We start from the raw sequence: 20,667 nt of genomic DNA on the forward strand, positions 1-20,667 counted from the left end.
TGCCAGCCACCTGAACCGGCCGGCAATCACGCAGCCTGCGAGCACGTCAACGACGACACGCTCAGCCGCCGCCTAAGGCATTGAAGAGCCAGGCCACACGGCGGGTCACACGCTCGTCACGATCTGCCCGCACGCGCCGACACAGCCACGCACAAGGGTGCTCCACCCCCTCCCCCGGGCTGGCTTGGCGCGTAGAGGTGCTGTGGCTAAGGCTGTGTACGGGTCTGGGGATTTCACCCCCTCACCGCTCGCACGCCCGCTTCTCGCAGCCGAAGGTCGTCAGCGCAGGCGTTGGCGAGCCGCAGCGAGATCGGCCCGCAGATCGCGCTTGACGGCGTAAACCGTTACAGCGGCAGGAGCTGCCCGCGCTGGAAGACCTGGCCGGTGACAGTGATGTAGCGCGCGTGACTGTACCGCTCGACGTGCAATCCGTCCGGCTGGGTGACCTTCCGGCCAGGCCCGGGCTCGGCAGTTCCCCAGATGTGCAGCCCGTCGCCGGAGGGTGAGACCTCGACGTGGTGCCGCGGATATTGCTCGAGGAAGACCTTCGCTGCTTCGGTCGGGACGCCGTCGACGAGACAGTGGTCGAGGTCAATGCACGCGAACCCGTCACCGAGCACGAATCCGAGGCCGACGCCGGCGCTCGATGCTGCAGCTTCGGCATGCGTCGACCACGTCGCCGGGTCCGTGCTACTCGCCGAGGTCCCGGTAGTCGTCAGAGGCACCTTCCGGGCATCGCGCCGAACCCAGCGGCCGGCGGAAGTCATCGCCTGCGGGAGCGGGTTGCGGTGCGCGTAGACGCGGCACTTGCTCGAGCAGAACCGGGCTTGCCGGTTCTTCGCGACGATCGACCGACCGCACCACTCACACGTTCTCACCTGCCCATTGTAACGGTTTAAGCCGCCTGATTAGAGGCATCCGGGAAGTTTCGGCGTCGGTGCCTTGCTCACTTCCGGAGGTCATGATGCCTGGTCGTGGACCCGCACCGAAGGCCGCGAACAAGCGAGCCCGACGCAACGCCGAGCCCGTCACGATGCGGATCCTGCCAGCGATCATCGCCGAGCAGCCCGAGCTGCCGACCCGATACAAGGCGAAGGACGACGAGGACGGCACCTGGCGCGACGAGGTCGACTGGCCGATGGTCACCGTGCGCTGGTGGGCGATGTGGCGGGACTCTCCGCTCGCCGCCGCGTTCACGTTCAACGACTGGTCCTTCCTCATGGACACAGCACTCCTACACGCCGAGTTCTGGGAGGGCAACGTCAAGCTCGCTCCCGAGCTCCGGCTGCGCGAAGCGAAGTTCGGCGCAACCCCCGAGGACCGTGCCCGCCTGCGGATCACGTTCGCGCAGGCCGAGGAAGCCGAGACGAAGACCGCCACCCGCCGCTCGAGCTCGCGCGATCGGTTCGGCGGCGTTGCTCTGCCGCAGGAAGCGACGGGAGACTGATGCCCTGGCGACCGCTCGACGGCGAGACGTTCCCCACGCTCGGCTACCACGTCGCCGACCAGATGGCCGAGTACCTGGAATACGTCGTCTCGCGCGAACAACTCGAGTTCCTGGTGCGTCTGTACGAGATCGACCCGGCGACCGACCGTCGTGTGAAGGCCCGCGCCGTGATCCAGCGCCCCCGAGGGTGGGGCAAGTCCCCGCTCCTCGCGTCGATCGGGATCAGCGAAGCACTGTTCGAGGTCGTCCCCGACGGCTGGGATTCCGATGGGCAGCCCGTCGCGCGCCCCTGGGCCGACTTCAAGAGCATCATCAACGTCCCGATCACCGCGACCTCCGACGACCAGGTGCAGAACACGTGGGCCCCGATGCTCGAGATGGCGCGCACAGACGCGCTCGTCAACGAGTTCGACGTCGACCCGATGGACACTTTCATTGGGATCCCCGGCGGCAAGATCGAGCCCCGCACGTCGTCGGGACGCTCGATCAAGGGCCTCCCGGGCCAGGTCGCGGCGATCATGGACCAGACCGAGGAGTGGGTCCGCGGCAACGGCGGCATCCGCCTCGCCCAGAACATCCGCGACAACTCGACGAAGGCGTCCGGCGTCGTGATCGAGTCGCCGAACGCGTTCACCCCGGGTGAGAACTCGGTCGCTGAGGCATCGGCGCGGGACTGGGACCTGATCAAGTCGAAGAAGTACGTCGACCTCAGCAAGGCGCGGCAGATCCACTACGACCACCGCGAAGCGCCCGCCGACATCGATCCGACGGACTCCGCGTCGCTCGAGTACGGCTTGCGGTACGCGTACGGTGACAGCTCGGATCACCCCGACGGCTGCGTCATCCACGAGCCACCGTGCGAGCCCGGTTGGGCCCCGATCGAGCGGCAGATGCTGGCGTTCCTCGACACGTCCAACGATCCCCAGTCGCTCCGCGCGAACTTCCTCAACCAGATCACCCACGCGACGAACTCGTTCGTCTCGCAGCCCGAACTTCGCGCGATTCAGAACCTCGACAAGGTCATCACGAAGACCGAACCGGTCACGCTCGGCTTCGACGGCTCCGAAGGGCGCAAGCCCGGCCGCGGCACCGCCGACTCGACGGTCCTGGTCGGCTACTCCGTCACCCAGAAGCACCTCTTCAAGATCGGCATTTGGGAACAGCCCGACGGGCCCAAGGGCGAGGGCTGGCGACCGCCTGTCCTCGATGTCGAGGCGGTCGTCCGGCAGGCGTTCAAGGACTACAACGTTGTCGGGTTCTACGCGGACCCGTCCGCGGGCTGGGCGGGCCACGTGAAGACGTGGGAGGCCGAGTACGGGAAGCGACTCAAGGTCCGGATGTCCCGCGACGAACCGATCCGGTGGCGGCAGAAGGACCTAGCCCGCACGACGGGCACCTTCGACCAGCTCGAGTCGGCCATCAGCGCCGGAGACATCTCCTACGACGGCTCGCCTGAGCTCACCTCCCACTTCCTCAACGCGCGTCGCGACCCGCGCCGGTCCGGCTACGTGCTGAAGAAGCCAGACGAGGACCAGGACGGCTCGAAGATCGACGCGACCTGGGGCGCGATGTTCGCCTACGCGGCCGGCATCGACGCCCTCGGCGCGAAGCTCACAAAGAAGAAGACGGGCGCGCGGCGCATCTACTGAGAAGGGGTCTTGTGGCTACCACACCTGCCGAATGGCTCCCGATACTGGCGGCACGTCTCGACGCCCGCCAGGCACGCATCGCGAAGAACCGGTCGTACTCAAACGGTCACGCACCGCTGCCCGAGATGGGTGCGAACACGAAGGCCACGTGGAAGGCGTTCCAGAAGAAGGCACGCACCAACTACGGCGGTCTGGCGTGTGAGTCGCTGGGTGGCCGCATGGTCCCTAACGGTGTCCGTGTGGGTACGTCGATGACGAGCCCGGGCGTTCTCGCTGCACGGCGTGTGTGGCGGGACAACCGCCTCGACGTGGTGTTCGGCGATGCGATCTCGAACATGCTGACCACGAGTGTCGGGTACCTGGTGACAGGTGTTCTCAACGGTGACCCGGTGATCACGTCGGAGATGCCTGAGCAGGTCATCACCGCACCGGATCCGACGCAGCCGTGGCGTGCTCGGGCGGCGCTCAAGGCGTGGCGTGACCAGGATGCTGGCAAGGACTACGCACTCGTGTGGCTGCCGGGCCAACGACAGTTGTTCGTGCGTGACTCGAAGACCATCAGTGGCACCCTCATCGGCCTCGTTGCCGGCGACTGGGAGCCCCTGGGTACGGTCGAGACGTACGCGGGCGGTGTCCCGGTGTACGTCCTCGAGAACAAAGACGGTGTGGCTGAGTTCGAGCCACACATCGACGTCATCGACCGCATCAACCTCGGCAAGCTGCAGCGTCTCGTCGTGACCGCGATGCAGGCGTTCAAGCAGCGCGCCATGAAGGGTGGCCTGCCCGAGCAGGACGAAGACGGCAACGACATCAACTGGGCGAAGGTCTTCGAGCCCGCTCCGGGTGCGCTGTGGGACCTGCCTGAGGGCATCGACGTGTGGGAGTCGGAACAGACCGACATCCGCCCGCTGCTCGAGGGCGAGAAGGCCGATGCGCGCGACTTCGCAGGTGCGATTCGCACGCCGATCTCGGTGTTCATCCCGTCTGGTGAGAACCAGTCGGTTGAGGGTGCCGCGAACGCGAAGGAAGGCGAGATCCAGAAGGCGAAGAACCGTATCGCCCGGGTGACTGCCCCCATGTCGGCCGCGCTACTCGAGGCGCTCCGGATTCTGGGCATCGACGACGGTGAGACCGTCGAGGTGCTGTGGATGCCGCCCGAGCACGTCTCCTTCACGGAGAAGACGCAGGCGGCAAAGCAGGCCAAGGATGCAGGCATGTCGGCTCGGTGGATCAAGCAGAACATCATGGGCACGTCGCCGGACGAGATCGCTCAGGACGAGACGGATGCTGCGACCGACCAGCTGTTGGCGGCGACGCTGATAGGGGCTGGTAGTGGCAACGGCAACGCTTGAGCAGCTGACGGCAGCACACCAGCAGACCACGGCGCAGATCCGTGACCGGACTCTTGCCTTGACGGCTGCACGGTGGGATGCGTCGCCGGCGTACCGAGATGCAGACATCGACCGGCTGATCGCACAGATCATGCCTCAGGTGCAGGCGGGCCAGATCGCTACGGCGACGCTGACGAACGCGTATATCGGTCAGGCTGCAGCGCTCACGGGGACACCGTGGGGCGCGACGGTCGACCGTGACGCAATCCTCGGCTACCGGGGTGTCGACTCGCGTGACGTGTACCGGCGAAGCGCGGTGACGCTGTACACCGCACTGTCGAACGGGTCGGCGTTCGATGCCGCCGTGGCGTACGGGCTTGACCGGATGGTCAGCATCGTGTCAACCGAGCTGCAGCAGGCGAAGAACAGGCAGGCTCAACGGTCGCTCGAGGATTCAGGCTTCTACGGCTACCGACGGGTCATCACCGGCCTCGAGAACTGCGCCCTGTGCGTGATTGCCTCTACGCAGCGGTACCACAAGTCGGAACTCATGCCAATCCATCCTGGCTGCGACTGTGGTGTCCAACCGATCCGTGGACCTAAGGACCCCGGGCAGGTCATCGACCCCGACCTGCTCGAGCGCACACACGCGCTGATCGACCGGAAACTCGGCGGCACTGACCGTGGCGCACGAGACCTCGTCCTCGACAAGACGTCATCGGCCGGCAAACCGATCAGTGACTTCACGGACCTCATCGTGGTGAACAACCACGGCGAGCTCGGACCGACCCTCGCCTGGCGGTCCGACAAGTTCACCAGCGCCCCGGACATCGCAGCGCTCAATTAGCTTCCCCGCATCCGTGGGGATTGACCGAAACGGTCAACTATCAACCCGAAACGGGAGATAACGATGCCAGACGACGACACGCAGCAGCAGCAAGCCGCTGAGAGCGCAACGCTAGAAGAGCAGCTGAAGGCGGCACTCGCCGAGGTCGAGAAGTGGAAGGGCCTGTCTCGTAAGAACGAGGCACGGGCCGAGTCGAACGCCGACAAGGCCAAGAAGTTCGACGAACACGAAGAGGCCAATAAGTCCGAGATCGAGAAGATCACGGCACGTGCTGAGGCAGCCGAGAAGGCCATCGCGGAACGCGAGACCAAGGAAGCCGCCGCCAAGCTCCGCGAGGAGATCGCCACTGAGAAGGGCTTCGCCGATCGCAAGATCAAGGCGTCCGCACTCCGTGGCTCCACTCGCGAAGAGCTCGAAGCACACGCCGACGAACTGCTCGAGCTGGTCCCCGCACCGCCCGCTGCACCCTCTGCTGAGGGTCAGGGCCAGGTCGGTGCGGCCATCAAGGACGGCGAGATGTCGGCAGACGACATCGTCGCGGCGGCAACCACGCCGTAATCCCCGCTGGCGTTCGCCACGAACCCAAGCGGCCACAACACACCACTAAGGAGGAATCGTGGCGGACAACATCTTCACGAAGGGCACGAAGTTCGCGCAGACCGCGCTGGCTCTGCTCCGCAAGACCATCAAGGCCCCCGGCCTGTTCACCACCCGGTACAGCGTCGCGGACTTCCGCGGTGCCGAGGGCGACACCATCGGTGTCAAGCGCCCCGCCGTCCTCGTCGCTCGCGAGAAGGAGTGGCGCGGCGACGACGCGATCGTCATCGACAAGCTCGTCAACACCAAGATCCAGATCGCCCTGAACCGGCACATCTACAGTGCCGTGGCGCTCTCGCCCGAGGAAGAGACCCTCGACGAGGTCAACTACGTGCGGGACGTGCAGGCACCGCAGGTCGACGCGGTCGGCAACGCGATCGCAGCGGTCACGGTCTCGGCGCTCACGAGTGCGAGCTTCGTCAACACGGTGAAGTTCAACCCAAACAGTGCCGACCCCTTCGAGTCCGACCCCCGCAAGGTCGCGATCCGCGCCCGCAAGCTCTTCCAGAAGGCGCACGTGCCGACCACCGGGCGGTACTGGATCGTCGGTGCGGACATCTCCGAGGCCATCGCCTCGAACGACAAACTGCTCGACGTCGACACGTCCGGGCTGCCGGAGGCGCTGCGCGACGGAGTCGTGGGTCGCCTCGGCGGCTTCATCATCGTGGAGCTCGACGAGCTCGACCCGACCGCGTCGTACTTCATCCACGAGTCGGCGATCGCATGGGTGGTCGTCGCCCCGGTGGTCCCGAACGGTGTCGCCAAGGGTGGTGGTGTCGCGGCCGGCAACGGTCTCGCCGTCACGCAGCTGTGGGACTACGACAGCGACCACCTCCGGGACCGCTCGATCGTCCACGCCTTCACTGGCGCGGCACCGGTCACTGACCCGAAGGTCAACGCGGATGGCTCACTCGTCCTCGACGGCGACAACCAGCCGACGCTGCAGTTCGTCCGCGCCATCAAGGTCACCTACAGCACCACCGCGCCCACCGCGTAAGGAAGGAGCGAGGTCATGGCCGAAGCACTAGCAACGACCGACGATGTCTCGGCGGCTCTCGGCCGTGACCTCACCGCCTCCGAGGTAGCTTCCGTTGAGGAGCACCTTGACAAGACCTCTGAGCTGTTCCGCCTCGAGGCCCGTCAGCAGTTCACTGCTGGCGAGTCCAGGAACCGTCTCAGGGTCACGGACGGTGCCGTCACCTTGCCCCAGAAGCCCGTTGCCGAGGTCATCTCGGTGACGGGTGACTGGGCGCAGGCTCAGCCCGTCCCCCATGAACTCTTCGGCCAGCGACTCAACATCGCTGGCCTCACCACGGGCGATTACATCCGTGTCCACTACAGCCACGGCGGCCCCGTCCCGGACCTGGCCCGCCTCACGGTTGCCGGCATCGTTGCGCAGCTGCTTGAGGCCGACCCGCGCGCCAAGGCCGGTGTCACGCAGCGTGGCGAGACCCGCGGCCCGTTCAGCGTCCAGGAGACTTACGCAGCTTGGGCACAGGGTTCAGCCCCGCGCCTGGCACCGGATGACGTCAAAGTCGCCCGGTCGTTCCGGGTCCGCTCGTACGGCTCGATCATCCAGGGGTACTGATGGCTGGCGAGACCGTCACGTGGCACCACCGGGTAGCGACTGCCGAGCTCGACAGGTACGGCAAGCCTGTCTTCGAGCTCATCGACGACCCGATCAATTCGGTTCTCGTCGCACCGAACCTAGGCGACGAGGTCACCGGCACGGACGCCGACACCTCGAGCACGCGCATCACGCTCTACTTCAACGAGCAGGTGGGCATCGGCGCTGACGACCAGTTCACGGTTCGCGGCACCCGCTACGAGGTGAACGGCGGCGAGGCGGACTGGTCGTCGGGCTTCTCGAACTGGGATCCCGGTTCCGTCGTGCAGCTCTCCCGGACGGAGTACGTCGATGGCTAAGTCTCGTGTGGTTCTGAACCGGCGCGGGTTCGGTGAGCAGGTCATGGCGTCACCTGGCATGGAAGCCGAGCTCACTCGTCACGCCTCCCAGATCGCAGCGCAGGTCCCTGGCGCATCGGTGCGTGCGATCCGGACGACAGCGGCCGGCGGTGGATCCCGTGTTCGCGTCCGTGTCGAGGCGGAGAACAGCTTCGAGCATCAGACCCGTGCAGCCCTCGTCGCTGCGATGCGCGCCGTCATGGGTAGCGCCACTCCCCGTTAGGAGCCCCGTGGACGGCATCATCTACATTGACGTGCTCGCTGCCCTCATCCGCCGCGTCACCTTCATGTTGAGCGAGAGAGACGAACCGTTCGCATCCGACGTCGAGGTCTCGAACCGCAAGTCATCCGAACTCAGTCGAGCGGTCGTCCTGACGGTCGCACCTGGCGGCGGCACAGCGGACACGCTGCGGACCAGCTACGTCACTGTCGACGTCATCTGCCGTGACGAGTTCGAAGCGGTCGACCTGATCAACCTGGTCCTGGCCCTGGCTACCAGCCGAGGGAACGGCGGGATGGTCGACGGGAAGCCATTCACACGCGCTGCCGTCAACGGAGGTCCGAACGAGGATTACGCGGCGGATGGCTGGTTTAAGCAGACCGCTCAGCTCGAGGTTGGGCATCGCGGCCGCAACCTCGTCTGACCCACCACTCACTTCGGCCCTGCCGTCTGGCGGGGCCTTTCGCATGCCCGGAACACCGGGACTCTTCCCACCGAGCCGGGAACGCAAGGGGCACATGCCCGCCACTCAACTACTGGAAGGGGGGCCTCGTGGCCCTGAACTCAGAGAACGTCCGCGTCGCGGTCACGGGGGCGTGGTACGTCGGCCCCACGACGGCGACCGCACCCACCAGCGCGACCAGTCAGCTGCCCGTCACCATGGCCGACCTCGGCTACCTGTCCGAGGACGGTCTGACCGAGACTCGCGACCGGTCCACGAACCAGATCCGTGCATGGCAGAACTCGGCCCTCGTCCGTGAGAACGTGACCGAGTCGTCGATCCAATACACCGGCACCCTCATCGAGACGAAGAAGGAGACGGTCGAGGCGTACTACGGCACCGCGGTCGCCGCCGACGGGTCGATCAAGATCGATCCCGGCAAGACCGGTGGCCGCAAGTCCTACGTCGTCGACGTCATCGACGGGGACGACCTCATCCGCATCTGGGTCCCGTCGGGTGAAGTCACCGAAGTCGGAGACCAGGTCTACGCGAACGGCGAGCCGATTGGCTACGAGATCACGGTCACTGGCTACTCGGTCACCATCGCCGGCGAGACCTACTCCGCCGTCAAGTGGTACTCCGCCCTCGACACCACCGACGGGGAGTGAGCATGTACACCCGCCACGTGCAGACGGACGAGATCCGCGAGGTCACCGCAGAACAGCGAGCGGCTCAGGACAAGAACTTCTGGGTCCCCGTCACCGGTGACAACGTCACGGCTACCGAGCCGACCGTCGAGCCCACCCCCGCCGGCGAGCAGTCCGACGAGGGCGCTCCGGCCGGCGAACCGGTGGCCGTGCCCAAGACCACTCGGAAAGCGTCCGCGCCCACCAAGTGAACCACCGGCATGCCGGGGCGCTCGGGTCCCGGCATGCCGCCACACCCACCGAGCATCTTCTACCGAGCCAGGAGAACACCATGACCGACGTCGCACCCGCGAACGCACCTGTCCAGATCAAGCCGAAGTCCCGCCCGCCGCTCGTCGTCGAGTACGGGGGCCCCACATACACCCTGACGGGCCGCATCCCGTCGGAGATCATGACCATCCAGGCGCAGTCGAAGGCCCCGCGCAACCCCGCGAAGGACGCGCAGGACGCGTACAAGCGCGAGGTCGGCATCGCGGTCATCGACAAGTTCTACGACCTCGTCGTCCCCGACGACTTCAAGGCCGTGCTCGACATGGAAGACCTCGCGCCCGTCTTCGAAGCATGGTCGGGGCACGTCGGCCTGGGGGAATCGAAGGACTCCGGCAACTAGCGGAGTCCTACCCCGACGAGCTCCTCTGGGAGCTCCACAAGCTCGGGATCCGCGTTGAGGACATTGGTGAGGCGGTCGACCACGTACAGGTCGACCGCCTTCTGCGTGTAGCCACGCGGAACCCATCCTCGGTGCTTTACGCGGCCCGCGCCGGCTGGGACTACCCCGTCAGCCGCGAATGGATGGCCGTCGCCGACTTCATCGACGCCTTCTATTCCGCGAACAGCAAGCGGAAACCGAAGCCGTACCCACGCCCCTGGAAAGACAACAACACGAGCCGCTTGGGCAAGACGTCCCTCTCCCCTGCCGAAGCGCGGGAGGTGTTGCGGAAGAACAGGGGATGACGCATGTCGACCGAATCTGCCGTCGCCTACGTGAGTGTCGTCCCGGTCGCCAAGGGTGCCGGGAAGCTGATCGAGAAGGAGATCGACCCGGCGAGCCTCGGCACGTCAGTCGGTTCCAAGATGTCGGGCGGGTTCCTCAAGTCCGTCGGGTCGATGGCCGTGAAAACGACCGCTGTAATCGGCGGTGCCGTCACGGCCATCGGTGCGACCATCGCCGGCGTCGCCGCTAAGAAGGGCATCGACCGGCTCCTCGACATCGATGATGCCCAGGGCAAGCTCAAGGGCCTCGGTCACAACGTCGATGGCATCGCGAAGATCATGGACAGCGCTCTAGCGTCCGTGAAGGGCACCGCGTTCGGTCTCGGTGACGCAGCCACCGTCGCAGCTTCCGCGGTCGCCGCCGGTATCAAGCCCGGCACCGACCTGACGAAGTACCTGTCTCTGACAGCCGACGCCGCCACCATCGCGGGCGTCTCGCTTGACGAGATGGGCTCCATCATCAACAAGACCACGACGAGCGGCAAGGTCTACACCGACAGCCTGAACCAGCTCGCCGACCGTGGCATCCCGATCTTCCAATGGCTACAGGATGAGTACGGCGTCAGCGCCGAGAAGCTCTCCGAGATGGTCCAGAAGGGCGAGGTCGACTCGGCCACGTTCCGCAAGGTCATCGAGGACAACATCGGCGGCGCAGCCCTCGCCTCAGGCCAGACCGTCCGCGGCGCTTGGGCAAACGTCGGAGCCGCTCTCGGCCGTCTCGGAGCCATGTTCCTCAAGGGCGGCGTCGCAGGCGCTCCGGCCCTGTTCACGTCCATCATGAACGCCGTCGACCGGGCCGCGACTGCACTGCAGCCCTACGCCGACACCTTCAACACCAAGATCGTCGACGGCATGGCAGCCCTCGCAGGCTGGATCGACCGCATCGACTTCGGAAAAGTCGTCGGCGGCGTCCAAGGCCTCTACGACTTGATCGTCAAGGGCGACTTCACCGGCCAGCTCGGGTCGGCATTCAGCATCACCGAGGACTCCGGATTCGTCGACTTCATCCTCACCGTCCGAGACGCCATCACCGACCTTTTCTCGTCAGCCCAGTCCGGAGACTTCTCCGGAATGTCGACGTCACTGACCAGCATCGGCGGCGCAGTCAAGCCGCTCCTGCCGTTCTTCGCGCAGGTCGGTAAAGGCTTCTCGCAGATCGCCGGCGCGGCTGGTGAAGTCGTCGCGAGCGGGCTCCCGCTGCTGGTGCCGATCCTCGAGTCGTTCTCGGAGATCCTCGGCTACCTCGGCGACAACACGCAGCTGCTCACACCTCTGATCCTCGCGCTCGCCGCCGGGTTCGTCGTGTACCGGTCAGCGCAGGTAGCGGCGACAGCCGCGGCCGTCATCGGCCTTCCCATCAAGATCGCTTCCATCGCGGCCGACATCGCGCGCACGCAAGCCCTGAATCGCAGCAGCGCTGCCACGATCCGACAGATGGGTCTCGAACGGGCGTCGACTGCTACGAGGATTGCCGCGACTGGGTCCATCACGGCATCCACGATCGGACTGACCGCTCAGGCGGTCGCTCAGAAAGCTGTCACGGCGGCGCAGAAGGTCGGCATCGTCGTCACGAAGGCATTCAACGCCGTCCTTCGCGCGAACCCTATCGGCATCATCATCACGCTGATCGCGGGACTCGTGGCCGGCCTTATCTGGTTCTTCACCCAGACCGAGGTTGGGCAGGACGCATGGGCCTCGTTCATGTCGTTCCTCGGAACCGCGTGGACGTGGATCCAGAACGCGTTCTCGATCGGCATCGACTTAATCGTCAACGCGTGGCAGACCTTCTGGGCCGGCCTTGTGTCGATCGTGACGGTCGTGTGGACGGCCATCGTCTTCGCGGTGACTACCTACATCAACATGGTCGTGACCGTCATCTCCACAGTGGTCGCATTCGTGGTCGGGTTGTGGAACGCCTTCTGGACTGGGCTCAGCCTGATCGTGTCCACGGTGTGGTCGGCAATCGTGTTCGTAGTCACCACCTACATCACCATGGTGCAGACGATCATCACCACGATCGTGACGACGATCATGACGGTCTGGTCCACAGTCTGGGGCGGCATCAGTGCCTTCTTCGCGCTCGTCTGGGCCGGGATCGTCTTCGCCGTCACCGCCTACATCACGACGGTCCGGACAGTGATCACCACAGTCATCACGGCGATCAGTGGAGTCTGGAACAGCATCTGGTCCGGCGTCAGTTCGTTCTTCGCCGGCATCTGGTCGGGCATCGTCTCCACGGTCAGCACCGTCGGGGCGGTCTTCGCGTCAGCATTCGGTGGAATCGCCGACACTGTCCGCAATGCCTTCGACGGCGTCGTGGGGATCATCCGGACGTCCATCAATGGCGTGATCGGACTGGCGAACAGTGCCATCAATTCTCTGAACGGCATCTCGGTCGCCATCCCGGACTGGGTGCCAGGCATCGGCGGCGGCAGCTTCGGCTTCGCCATCCCTAACATCCCGATGCTCGCCGAGGGCGGGATCGTATCCCGCCGACCCGGTGGGATCCCAGCGATCGTCGGCGAGGGACGTTACGACGAGGCCGTGGTGCCGCTGTCGCCGAGGAACCTCGAGCAGCTGTCCGGCGGACGTTCTGGGCCGACGACACAGACCACCGTTCAGGTCGATGTCCACGCTGTGGACGGCATGGACGCGGCGACCGTCGGGCAGATCGCTGGCGACACCATCAATTGGCAGCTCCGGAGGGCCTGATGCTTCTGATCGACATCGCAGGCTTGACCTTCCACGGGCAAGAGTCAACGGCACCGGCGAGTGACTACTTGCTCATCGAGCCGGATGGTTTCACCGGGTGGGATGACGGGGTCGACATACGCCGAACGGAAGTCGAACGGGCCAACGCACACGGTTCGTTCGACGCGTTCGGCTTCCTCTCCGCCCGGGTCGCGTCAGTGTCCGGTGTATGCATCGGCTCGAGCCAAGCGAGCACAGAGCAGATAGGCAGTCGGCTGACTGGTCTGCTGGCCGGTGGTGGAGCCGGCCGCATGCTGGTGCAACGTGACAGCGGGAACCAGTTCGCTACAGGCCGTCTGGCCGCAAGGACCCGGTTCGCACCGCGATCTTCGAACCCTGAGCTTGCCGACTTCCAGATCCAGATGTGGTTCCACAACCCGCGAAAGTACGGCGGGGCCCAGGAGTTCACATCCGCCGCCGATGGCCGGTGGACGGCCTACCACCGAGGGAACTTCGACGCCTCTCCTTTCATCACGGTGACGGGCAATGCGCCGAGCTACACCATCGGCGGGCCCAACAGCACCGTCTACAAAGTGCAGGAGCCCGTCACCCCCGCCGCGCCACACGTGATCGACCTAGGAAGTGGACAGATCACGGTCGGCGGGGAGCTTCGTTTCGGGATTGCCTCACAGGCCGACACGTGGGTCATTCCGTCCGGACAGCAGATCGCACAGCGGATCGTGCCTGACGGCGGCACCATCCAAGCAACCGAGCTCGTAAGGGACACCTTTATCTGATGTGGACTTTCGACATCTGTGACACCGTCACCGGTGAACGCTTGGACTCGCTCTACCCCAGCGCAGGATCGTTCTCACGAGTCCTCAACGGCATCGGAAGCGGCACCCACACATTCGTCACTCGTGAGATCGGTGTGACGGGTGACCGGGCTAGCTTCCAGCGGCAGAGGAAAGCGCTGACAGCGCCGTGGGCTCGAACGCTTGTCCAGTCATGGGACGCTGTTCCACGCTACGCAGGACTGATCACCCAGCGCACCATGAACGAGCAGGCCGGGACCGTTGTCGTCCAGCACTCCGAGGTACGCGAGATCCTCAAACGTCGGTTCACTTTCGGCGAGAACGGCTACCAAGGTGAGGGCGGTGGCCGATTCACCATCGGGAACAACACGCTGGAATCGCTCGTCTCTTGGCTCATCTGGCAAGGCATGCAGGGCATCAGAGGCAACTGGGGTCTCCCCGTCCGTGTCCCACCCCGCAATGTCGTAGGCCGCCACACTCGGACCTGGTGGGACTACAACTTTCCAGTCATCGAGACCGAGATGACGGAGCTGCAAAACGCCTACGGCGGACCCGATATCGACTTCCAGCAGCAATGGTCAGCAAGCAAGACACTCGAGTGGCAAGCCCGTGTCGGGGCTCTCACCGACGGCAAGACCCTTGAGTGGAATCTCACAGCTGACGAGCGTCCACGGGTGACCGACTTCGAGATCGTCCATGACGGGTCCAAGACAGCGAACATGGTCTACACGATCGGCGACGGTCAGGAACGCGACATGCTCGTACGCAAAGCCCTTGCAGAGACCGCGCAGCCCGCACTTGAGCGCATCGAGCCTTATGGGCAGATGAAACGCCTCGACTGGTTGCAGGAGCATGCCGATGCTGACCTACAGACGTTCCGCGTGCCCACGGAGCAGATGAGTTTCAGCATCATGGCCGGCGACAAGCCGGGCGTGAACGACCTCGTTTTGGGGCAGACCCTCCGGCTGTACACGAAGAACCACATCTGGATCGAAGACGGCTGGCACGACTACCGACTAATCGGGTACTCCGGCGACCTCACCGACAAGATCGCCCTCCAAGTTCAACTCAAGCAGGGGGTCTGATGGGACGCATCGACAACACGAACGCGTCGGAGATCCCTGACATTCTCCGTCGACTTCGACAGCTCGAGACCCGTTCACCGGGCGGAAACACATCCGTCACGGAAGGACGTCTACGCATCGCGGGTCAGGACTCGCTCCTACTCGAGGGCAGCGGCCGGGTTTCCGGCCAGCTGTACGTAGAAGGTCTCGAGGAGGTCTCCGGTCAGCTCCGCGTCACAGGCAGCTTGGTTCTATCGGGCAATGCGGACTTCACCGGCCCCATGTCGGTTTCGGGCAACCTCGACATCCGCGGCAACACAACCATCATCGGTCCACTTCGCGTTGAGGGCGAGACCACGGTCGTCGGCACGATGGTCATCGAGGGGGCGCTGAACATCAAGGGCAAGACCACCGTCACCGGCGAGCTCATCGTTCAAGGTGACGTGACCTTTACCGGCGTCACGAAGCTGAACGGGCAGACGGATATCCGAGGCGATACGACCATCACCGGCGACGTCGAGATCAAGGGCCAGGGCGGTATCCGCGCCGGCGTTCTGCACTTCGGGCCGTCGTACAACGGCGGCAACGGCGGCCTCTACTCCGACCAGTCGATGTCTCTTACTGCCGCGGGGCTGATCGACCTCGTCACGATCGCGAATGTGAACGTCACGACAGGCGACGGATTCGTGATCCGAGCCGGCGGCATCCGGGTCCTCGCCATGCAGCAGGTAGCCGCCAACGCATCGGGCTACAGCCAAGTCCTCGTCCACAACGCCACGGGCGCGCTCGTCCGCGTCACCTAGGAGGCCCCCATGGCAACCGTCACCGGCACGCTCTCCGACTTCGGGTACGCGTCCCTTGCGCCCTTACGCCCCGAGATTGCCTTCATCCCCTCGGGAGCTGGCGTCTTCGGGGGTCGCCTCATGGCCACACGCCCAGTCACAGTCACTCCTGGGACCAGCGGGTACTTCGAGGTCGACCTCGTACCCGCGGACGACAGATGGTTCCAGATCCGGATCGCATGGCTGGACCCGGTGTCGGGAGCACCCGACAACGACTACGTCGAGCCGCGCCTCTACGTTCCAGAGCTCGGCGGACCTATCGGGCATCTCCTCAAGGCCCCGTCCACACCATCAACAGATGTTGCCTGGCAACCCACTGCACCCAAGCCCTGGCCAGTCGGCCTGGTGTGGGTCAACTCGATCACTGGCAGAGTCCAGAGGCAGGTGTAGATATGCCCATCGTCGACCTCGGTTCCATCCGCGGCCCCGAAGGCCCTCAAGGTGCTCGCGGCTTGCCCGGGCTGACCGCCGTTCCCACGGACCAGGGCCTCGCCGACTACATCCGCGCTGGCAAGGACTCGAAGACCGGGCAGGCGCTGGACCTCGCGCCGCTGCTCGACAAGCCCACCATCCTGTCGAACTCGCGCCGCGTCTACACGATCAACAACGGGCCCTGGGGTGCCGCCCTCGGCGCTGTCCGCGACGGTATCCGTGACGCCCGGATCTTGGTCGTCAGCGACAGCACGGGGCAGGGCGTCGGCGGGTCCAGCATGGACTCGTTCCCGCAGCGCACGTCGTGGCCCTCGTTCCTGGCGCAGCTCATGGACGACCTCGTCGTGCCGACTGCGCACGGGCTCGGCATCCCGAAGTCGAACAGCTCCGCGCAGCCGTACGACACCCGGTGGACGCTCGGCGCGGGGTGGGCCGCCGGCGCGACCTACGTCGGGTTCGGCGGCAAGCAGACGAACTACGTCGCCGCCCCCGGGTCGGGTGCGCTGGTCTACAACGACCCGCGCGTGTACGCGAACACGTACGACATCTACTACGCCGTGTCGAACAACGCCACGTACGGACAGCTCACCGCCGTCGCGACCGGCGGCGGTACGAACACGGTGCAGACCGGGTCGCAGTCCGTCCGCGAGATCCGCAAGATGACCGTCGTCGCGGGGTCGGCGTCGGGGAACAACGTCGTGCAGATCACGAACTCCGGCTCGGCCGGCAACGTCACGATCGTCGGTATCGAGCCGCGGCTGTCGTCTCAGAAGAAGGTCATCGTCGGCAACGCGTCGGTGTCCGGGTCGACGACAAGCGACTGGGTCGCGTATCACGACAACACCGTGACGAACGGGTGGAACGCGTTCTCGTACATGTCCGCCTACCAGCCGGACCTCGTCATCATCGACCTCGGCATCAACGACGCGATCCCGTCCGCGCAGGCATCGGTCGAGACGTACACCGCGAACATCCGGCAGCTCATCACGGCAGCCGAGTCCGCGGGCGCATCGGTCGTCCTCAAGTCCATGATCCCGTCGGTCGCTGCTCGAGCGGCCCGGGAGGCGCAGTACGTCGCCGCCCTCGATTCGCTGCGGTACCCGTTCGTCGACCTGTTCAACCGGTACGGGTCGTACGAGAAGACCTCGGCCGAGGGGTGGATGGCGGACGACGTCCACGGCAACGACCGCATCTACCAAGACGAGGGCCGGTACATGCTGCAGGCGCTCATCATGTCGCCCATGTCTCTGGCGGCGAAGAGCGTCACTATCCCCGCGCTGCCGGCGCTGCCGGTGGAGGGATGGTCGGAGCGGTGGCGGGCCGACCAGATCCCGCTCACCGTCGGGTCCGACGTCCGCGCGTTCATGAGCGTCGCACGCACCGCGCTCAAGCCCGAGTCGACCTGGACGCCGCCAACGCTCGCGATCGGCGACGGCGGCCGGAAGGTGGTCCGCTTCAACGGGACCACCGACGGACTGTCCCTTGCCGCGACGCGGACGCAGCCGCACACGGTTGTCGTGCTCGGACGCCTGCGGGCGATCAGCACGGCGGCCAACAACGGCATCGTCGGTGCGGGGCAGTCCGCGGGCTCCCGGTCGTCGCTGTTCGTCAGCACCGACGGAAAGCTCGTCATCAACGCGGGCGTGTCCCTGACGAACCCGGCGGCGGTGCCGACGACGACCCAGGTCTTCATCGGCGTCTTCAACGGCAACAACTCCGTGGCCGGCCTCACCGGCGCGGACACGGCCGGTGCTGCCGGGTCCGAGGGTGCGACCGCGATGTACGTCGGTCGTCTCGGTAACACGGGCATGGCGCAGCTCGACGTGGAGGAGATCATCATCTACCCCCGCGGGCTGTCGTCCGCCGAGCGCACGTCCCTCACCGCTGCGCTGGCCGCCCTGGCCAAGTAGCACCCCGCCAGAAGGGCCCCACCGGTTGGTGGGGCCCTTCGTCGTTCCCGAAGGAGCACCATGAGCGACGCACCCGATCTCGTTCTCATCCCGAACACCGCCGACGTCATCACCAACGGCCCGCAGTACATCGCCCGGTCGCTGCTCGCGCCGTTCCAGGCCGCCGCAGCAGAGTTCCGTGCTGAGGCCGGCCGCCCGGTCTACGTCGCCGAGGCATACCGGTCGGACACCGAGCAGCGCCGCATCTTCCTTGAGCGCTACTACCGCGTCGACTACCCGACCAGCGTCCTGTACGAGGGCAGCTACTGGGTCAAGCGCACAGGAGTCGCGACGGCCGCCGTGCCGGGCAGCATCTACGCCCGCCACCGTCTGGGCGAGGCCCTCGACCTGTGGTCGGGCATCGACACGTCGTTCCTGTCGCCCAACCACCTCATCTGGGTGCGCGTTGCAAAAAAGCACGGCTGGGACAACACCGGTCGCGGCTTCGGCGAACCCTGGCACCAGCAAGGCACACCGGTCACATCACCCGCACCAGCCCCCATCCCAGAGTCCCAGGAGGACGACGACATGACCGAAGACGACCGCAAGATCCTCAAGCAGGCTGCCGCAGATGCGAAGGCTGCACGCGACCACGCGGACACGGCCAAGCAGGCCGTCGCCCGCCTCGAGGCCGCAACGATCGGGACCGGTAAGTACACGATCGTGAACAACCTCGAGACGATCAAGAAGTCGCAGGCTCGGGTCGAAGTTCTTGCTAACACCATCAGCAACGGTGTCGGCAAACGCATTGCCAAGCTCAAAGCCTGACCTTTCCACCTAACCCTGGGGAGGGCAAATGGATCTGTTGACCTTTCTCAGCGACTACTCCGAAGTCGGCTTCGGTTCGATTGTTGTCGCCGTGGTGGTACTCATCATCACGGGCAGGCTCGTGCCGATCACAACTCATAGGCGCGAACTGGAACGTGAACGTGCCCGCGGCGACGAGTGGAAAGAAGCACACGGCACCTCAGAGCAAGGCCGGAAAGCGGCGCTCGAGCAGAACGGTGCACTTCTCGCGGGCGTCAGGATTGCGGACAAGTTTTACCGCGACTTCCTGCCACCCGTACCCGACGAACACACGATCCCGCACATGACGGGAGGTTCAGATGTGGCCGTTTAGACGCAAGGCACCACCCCGCACTGACGTGTTCGAGGCGCAAGAAGCGAAGCGCGCCGCGACCACAGACCTCGAGAAGGTCGAGTCGCAGACGGAGGAAGTGCGCCAGATCGTGAACTCTCTTGAACGCCGCCGCATCAAGAACAACTTCGGTGACGCACTCGTCATCGCCATGGAGGCACGCAAGTGAGACCAATCAGCAACGGCATCGCTTGGCTCGACGTCATCCCAAACGCGATCGCTGGTGCGGCCTGTGTCGCAGCCATCCTCTTCGTAATCATCTACGCCTCCTTCTCCAACTGGCGCAAGACCAGTCCAGGCCGGTCCCTCATGTACGCGGTGCTCGCCCTGGCCGCTGTTCTCGCCATGAACACACTCCACCTCGCCTTCGCCCCGTATCCCGGCGTCGAGTTCGTCCGAATCGCCGTCTACTCAGGCCTCCTCATAGCGATTGTTCGCCTCGTCATCGCGCTCGTCGCCATCCTTCGGGACACCGAGGACGTCGACCTCAACTCGTTCATCCACCACGAGCACAAGGAGCCCCAGTGACCCACATTGACACCAGCAACATCCAGGAGATTTGGTTCAAAACGCAGCGCGTGCAGCACGCCCTCGATTCCGAGGTCGAAGCGCTCGCGGTAGGCAATTCGGTCGAAACGACTGGTTCGAAGGACGGCGTCGCGTGACGCCCGTGCAGCGACTACTGATTGCTGGAGTCAGTCTGGTCGTCTTCGGCGTTCTCAGCGGCCATGTTCGCGAAGATTTCAGCAACGTTGGGCGTCATCGACGGAATGAAGACCCCTCCAGTCTCCGCGCCGACGTGGGCGGAGAATTGCGTTGCCGCGTTGACGAGAACCATCTGACGGATGTCACGACCATCTTGGTCCGTCCCCTCAATGACAAGGATCTGCGTGATGTTCTTGCGCGCGAGATAGGCAATTACCGTCGTGAGCTGCACGATGGTCCTGGCGTTCGAGCGAATTTTTTCGCCGTTGATAAGAATCCAGCTGTCGTTCATAAGACTTCTCCCTCAGTTGTGGCTCCGGTGCTCGTTACACAGGATGCCGATGACGCAACTGTAGGGGCCGTCGTCGACAGGGCAGGGGAAATGTCTTCCCTTGGTACCGGTGACAGAGGCCTTGACGACAAGACCCAGGAACTGCTGAACAAGCAGGCCGAGATCCTCGCGATGTCCTACCCGCACGCTGCCGTTCAGGACATCCGACGCGACATGAAGGAGAGCAACTCATGACACACGTTGACACCATCCGCGTACAGGAAATCTGGTTCAAGACACAGCGGGCCCTGCGGACAGGCGCACAGGTCCTCGTCTCGGGTGCGCTTCTGCTCGCCGGCGTATCCGCCGTGGCTCCCGCTGTTCTCGAAGCCGTGCAGGATGTGCTGCCAGGACCGGCCGTCGTCTGGTTGACCGGCTCTATTGCGACACTTGCCGCCGTCAGTACGGCCCTGGCCCGTGTCATGGCTATCCCTGCCGTCAACCAGTGGCTGACAAAGGTCGGCCTGGGGTCAGTGCCCCGCTCCAGCGTCGAAAGCTGACA

27 protein-coding genes are annotated in these 20,667 nt (G+C 65.0%); 25 read left to right on the plus strand and 2 right to left on the minus strand.

Features of this window, described 5'->3' with window-relative positions; genetic code table 11:
- Nucleotides 1-344 precede the first annotated feature (344 nt).
- A complete protein-coding gene (locus FFA01_RS03085; protein WP_146852886.1) occupies nt 345-878 on the minus strand; it encodes a DNA primase in 534 nt (177 codons plus the stop codon).
- A gap of 86 nt (nt 879-964) precedes the next feature.
- Here FFA01_RS03085 and FFA01_RS03090 point away from each other — a divergent pair, with 86 nt between their 5' ends.
- The 24 genes from FFA01_RS03090 to FFA01_RS15855 all read left to right on the plus strand — a co-directional run bounded on the left by FFA01_RS03090 (nt 965) and on the right by FFA01_RS15855 (nt 19,794).
- On the plus strand, nt 965-1,447 hold the full coding sequence (locus tag FFA01_RS03090; RefSeq protein ID WP_343862109.1) for a phage terminase small subunit: 483 nt from the start codon (nt 965-967) through the stop codon (nt 1,445-1,447).
- The gene (locus FFA01_RS03095) at nt 1,447-3,096 is read left to right on the plus strand and encodes a terminase large subunit domain-containing protein (RefSeq protein WP_146852888.1); all 1,650 of its coding nucleotides are present in this window, start codon (nt 1,447-1,449) and stop codon (nt 3,094-3,096) included. The genes FFA01_RS03090 and FFA01_RS03095 overlap by 1 nt, the downstream gene beginning before the upstream one ends.
- An 11-nt stretch (nt 3,097-3,107) precedes the next feature.
- Nucleotides 3,108-4,448: a phage portal protein gene (locus FFA01_RS03100; protein ID WP_167627265.1), complete on the plus strand. Its 1,341-nt coding sequence runs from the start codon at nt 3,108-3,110 to the stop codon at nt 4,446-4,448.
- Nucleotides 4,429-5,274 (plus strand): VG15 protein, encoded by an 846-nt coding sequence (locus FFA01_RS03105; protein ID WP_146852892.1) that lies wholly within the window; start codon nt 4,429-4,431, stop codon nt 5,272-5,274. Before FFA01_RS03100 ends, FFA01_RS03105 begins: the two co-directional genes overlap by 20 nt.
- Nucleotides 5,275-5,337: 63 nt before the next feature.
- On the plus strand, nt 5,338-5,832 hold the full coding sequence (locus tag FFA01_RS03110) for a hypothetical protein (RefSeq protein ID WP_146852894.1): 495 nt from the start codon (nt 5,338-5,340) through the stop codon (nt 5,830-5,832).
- A gap of 58 nt (nt 5,833-5,890) precedes the next feature.
- Nucleotides 5,891-6,868 (plus strand): major capsid protein, encoded by a 978-nt coding sequence (locus FFA01_RS03115; protein WP_167627266.1) that lies wholly within the window; start codon nt 5,891-5,893, stop codon nt 6,866-6,868.
- Between the two features lie 15 nt (nt 6,869-6,883).
- Nucleotides 6,884-7,459 carry a hypothetical protein gene (locus FFA01_RS03120; protein WP_146852898.1) on the plus strand — a complete coding sequence of 192 codons (576 nt, stop codon included), beginning with the start codon at nt 6,884-6,886 and terminating at the stop codon, nt 7,457-7,459.
- Nucleotides 7,459-7,797, plus strand: a complete 339-nt coding sequence (locus tag FFA01_RS03125) for a hypothetical protein (RefSeq protein WP_146852900.1) — start codon at nt 7,459-7,461, stop codon at nt 7,795-7,797. The genes FFA01_RS03120 and FFA01_RS03125 overlap by 1 nt, the downstream gene beginning before the upstream one ends.
- A gap of 269 nt (nt 7,798-8,066) precedes the next feature.
- The gene (locus tag FFA01_RS03130; protein WP_146852902.1) at nt 8,067-8,480 is read left to right on the plus strand and encodes a hypothetical protein; all 414 of its coding nucleotides are present in this window, start codon (nt 8,067-8,069) and stop codon (nt 8,478-8,480) included.
- Nucleotides 8,481-8,608: 128 nt separating this feature from the next.
- Nucleotides 8,609-9,166 carry a phage tail tube protein gene (locus FFA01_RS03135; protein ID WP_146852904.1) on the plus strand — a complete coding sequence of 186 codons (558 nt, stop codon included), beginning with the start codon at nt 8,609-8,611 and terminating at the stop codon, nt 9,164-9,166.
- Nucleotides 9,167-9,168: 2 nt separating this feature from the next.
- The gene (locus FFA01_RS03140; protein WP_146852906.1) at nt 9,169-9,396 is read left to right on the plus strand and encodes a hypothetical protein; all 228 of its coding nucleotides are present in this window, start codon (nt 9,169-9,171) and stop codon (nt 9,394-9,396) included.
- An 80-nt stretch (nt 9,397-9,476) separates the two neighbouring features.
- Complete coding sequence (locus FFA01_RS03145; protein ID WP_146852908.1) at nt 9,477-9,815, plus strand: hypothetical protein; 339 nt, start codon at nt 9,477-9,479, stop codon at nt 9,813-9,815.
- A 131-nt stretch (nt 9,816-9,946) separates the two neighbouring features.
- Nucleotides 9,947-10,159 carry a hypothetical protein gene (locus FFA01_RS03150; protein WP_146852910.1) on the plus strand — a complete coding sequence of 71 codons (213 nt, stop codon included), beginning with the start codon at nt 9,947-9,949 and terminating at the stop codon, nt 10,157-10,159.
- Nucleotides 10,160-10,162: 3 nt separating this feature from the next.
- Nucleotides 10,163-12,910 carry a tape measure protein gene (locus FFA01_RS03155; protein ID WP_146852912.1) on the plus strand — a complete coding sequence of 916 codons (2,748 nt, stop codon included), beginning with the start codon at nt 10,163-10,165 and terminating at the stop codon, nt 12,908-12,910.
- Nucleotides 12,910-13,686, plus strand: coding sequence for a hypothetical protein (locus tag FFA01_RS03160; RefSeq protein WP_146852914.1), 777 nt, complete (start codon nt 12,910-12,912; stop codon nt 13,684-13,686). The genes FFA01_RS03155 and FFA01_RS03160 overlap by 1 nt, the downstream gene beginning before the upstream one ends.
- Nucleotides 13,686-14,789 (plus strand): hypothetical protein, encoded by a 1,104-nt coding sequence (locus FFA01_RS03165; RefSeq protein WP_146852916.1) that lies wholly within the window; start codon nt 13,686-13,688, stop codon nt 14,787-14,789. The genes FFA01_RS03160 and FFA01_RS03165 overlap by 1 nt, the downstream gene beginning before the upstream one ends.
- On the plus strand, nt 14,789-15,571 hold the full coding sequence (locus FFA01_RS03170) for a hypothetical protein (protein WP_146852918.1): 783 nt from the start codon (nt 14,789-14,791) through the stop codon (nt 15,569-15,571). Before FFA01_RS03165 ends, FFA01_RS03170 begins: the two co-directional genes overlap by 1 nt.
- Before the next feature lie 9 nt (nt 15,572-15,580).
- Complete coding sequence (locus FFA01_RS15845) at nt 15,581-16,000, plus strand: hypothetical protein (RefSeq protein ID WP_167627267.1); 420 nt, start codon at nt 15,581-15,583, stop codon at nt 15,998-16,000.
- A 2-nt stretch (nt 16,001-16,002) separates the two neighbouring features.
- Nucleotides 16,003-17,952 (plus strand): SGNH/GDSL hydrolase family protein, encoded by a 1,950-nt coding sequence (locus tag FFA01_RS03175; RefSeq protein WP_167627268.1) that lies wholly within the window; start codon nt 16,003-16,005, stop codon nt 17,950-17,952.
- Between the two features lie 60 nt (nt 17,953-18,012).
- Nucleotides 18,013-18,759, plus strand: coding sequence for a M15 family metallopeptidase domain-containing protein (locus FFA01_RS03180; RefSeq protein WP_146852922.1), 747 nt, complete (start codon nt 18,013-18,015; stop codon nt 18,757-18,759).
- A gap of 28 nt (nt 18,760-18,787) precedes the next feature.
- Nucleotides 18,788-19,111, plus strand: a complete 324-nt coding sequence (locus FFA01_RS03185) for a hypothetical protein (protein ID WP_146852924.1) — start codon at nt 18,788-18,790, stop codon at nt 19,109-19,111.
- A gap of 25 nt (nt 19,112-19,136) precedes the next feature.
- A complete protein-coding gene (locus FFA01_RS15850; protein WP_167627269.1) occupies nt 19,137-19,298 on the plus strand; it encodes a DUF7620 family protein in 162 nt (53 codons plus the stop codon).
- Nucleotides 19,295-19,657 (plus strand): putative phage holin, encoded by a 363-nt coding sequence (locus FFA01_RS03190; RefSeq protein WP_146852926.1) that lies wholly within the window; start codon nt 19,295-19,297, stop codon nt 19,655-19,657. The genes FFA01_RS15850 and FFA01_RS03190 overlap by 4 nt, the downstream gene beginning before the upstream one ends.
- Nucleotides 19,654-19,794, plus strand: a complete 141-nt coding sequence (locus tag FFA01_RS15855) for a hypothetical protein (RefSeq protein WP_167627270.1) — start codon at nt 19,654-19,656, stop codon at nt 19,792-19,794. The genes FFA01_RS03190 and FFA01_RS15855 overlap by 4 nt, the downstream gene beginning before the upstream one ends.
- A 14-nt stretch (nt 19,795-19,808) precedes the next feature.
- Here the strand turns inward: FFA01_RS15855 and FFA01_RS03195 are convergent, their stop codons facing one another.
- A complete protein-coding gene (locus FFA01_RS03195) occupies nt 19,809-20,126 on the minus strand; it encodes a hypothetical protein (protein ID WP_146852928.1) in 318 nt (105 codons plus the stop codon).
- A 230-nt stretch (nt 20,127-20,356) separates the two neighbouring features.
- Here FFA01_RS03195 and FFA01_RS03205 point away from each other — a divergent pair, with 230 nt between their 5' ends.
- Nucleotides 20,357-20,665, plus strand: coding sequence for a hypothetical protein (locus FFA01_RS03205; protein ID WP_146852932.1), 309 nt, complete (start codon nt 20,357-20,359; stop codon nt 20,663-20,665).
- Nucleotides 20,666-20,667: the final 2 nt, after the last annotated feature.

Origin of the sequence: Frigoribacterium faeni, from assembly GCF_007988805.1 — a bacterium.
Lineage (GTDB): Bacteria > Actinomycetota > Actinomycetes > Actinomycetales > Microbacteriaceae > Frigoribacterium > Frigoribacterium faeni.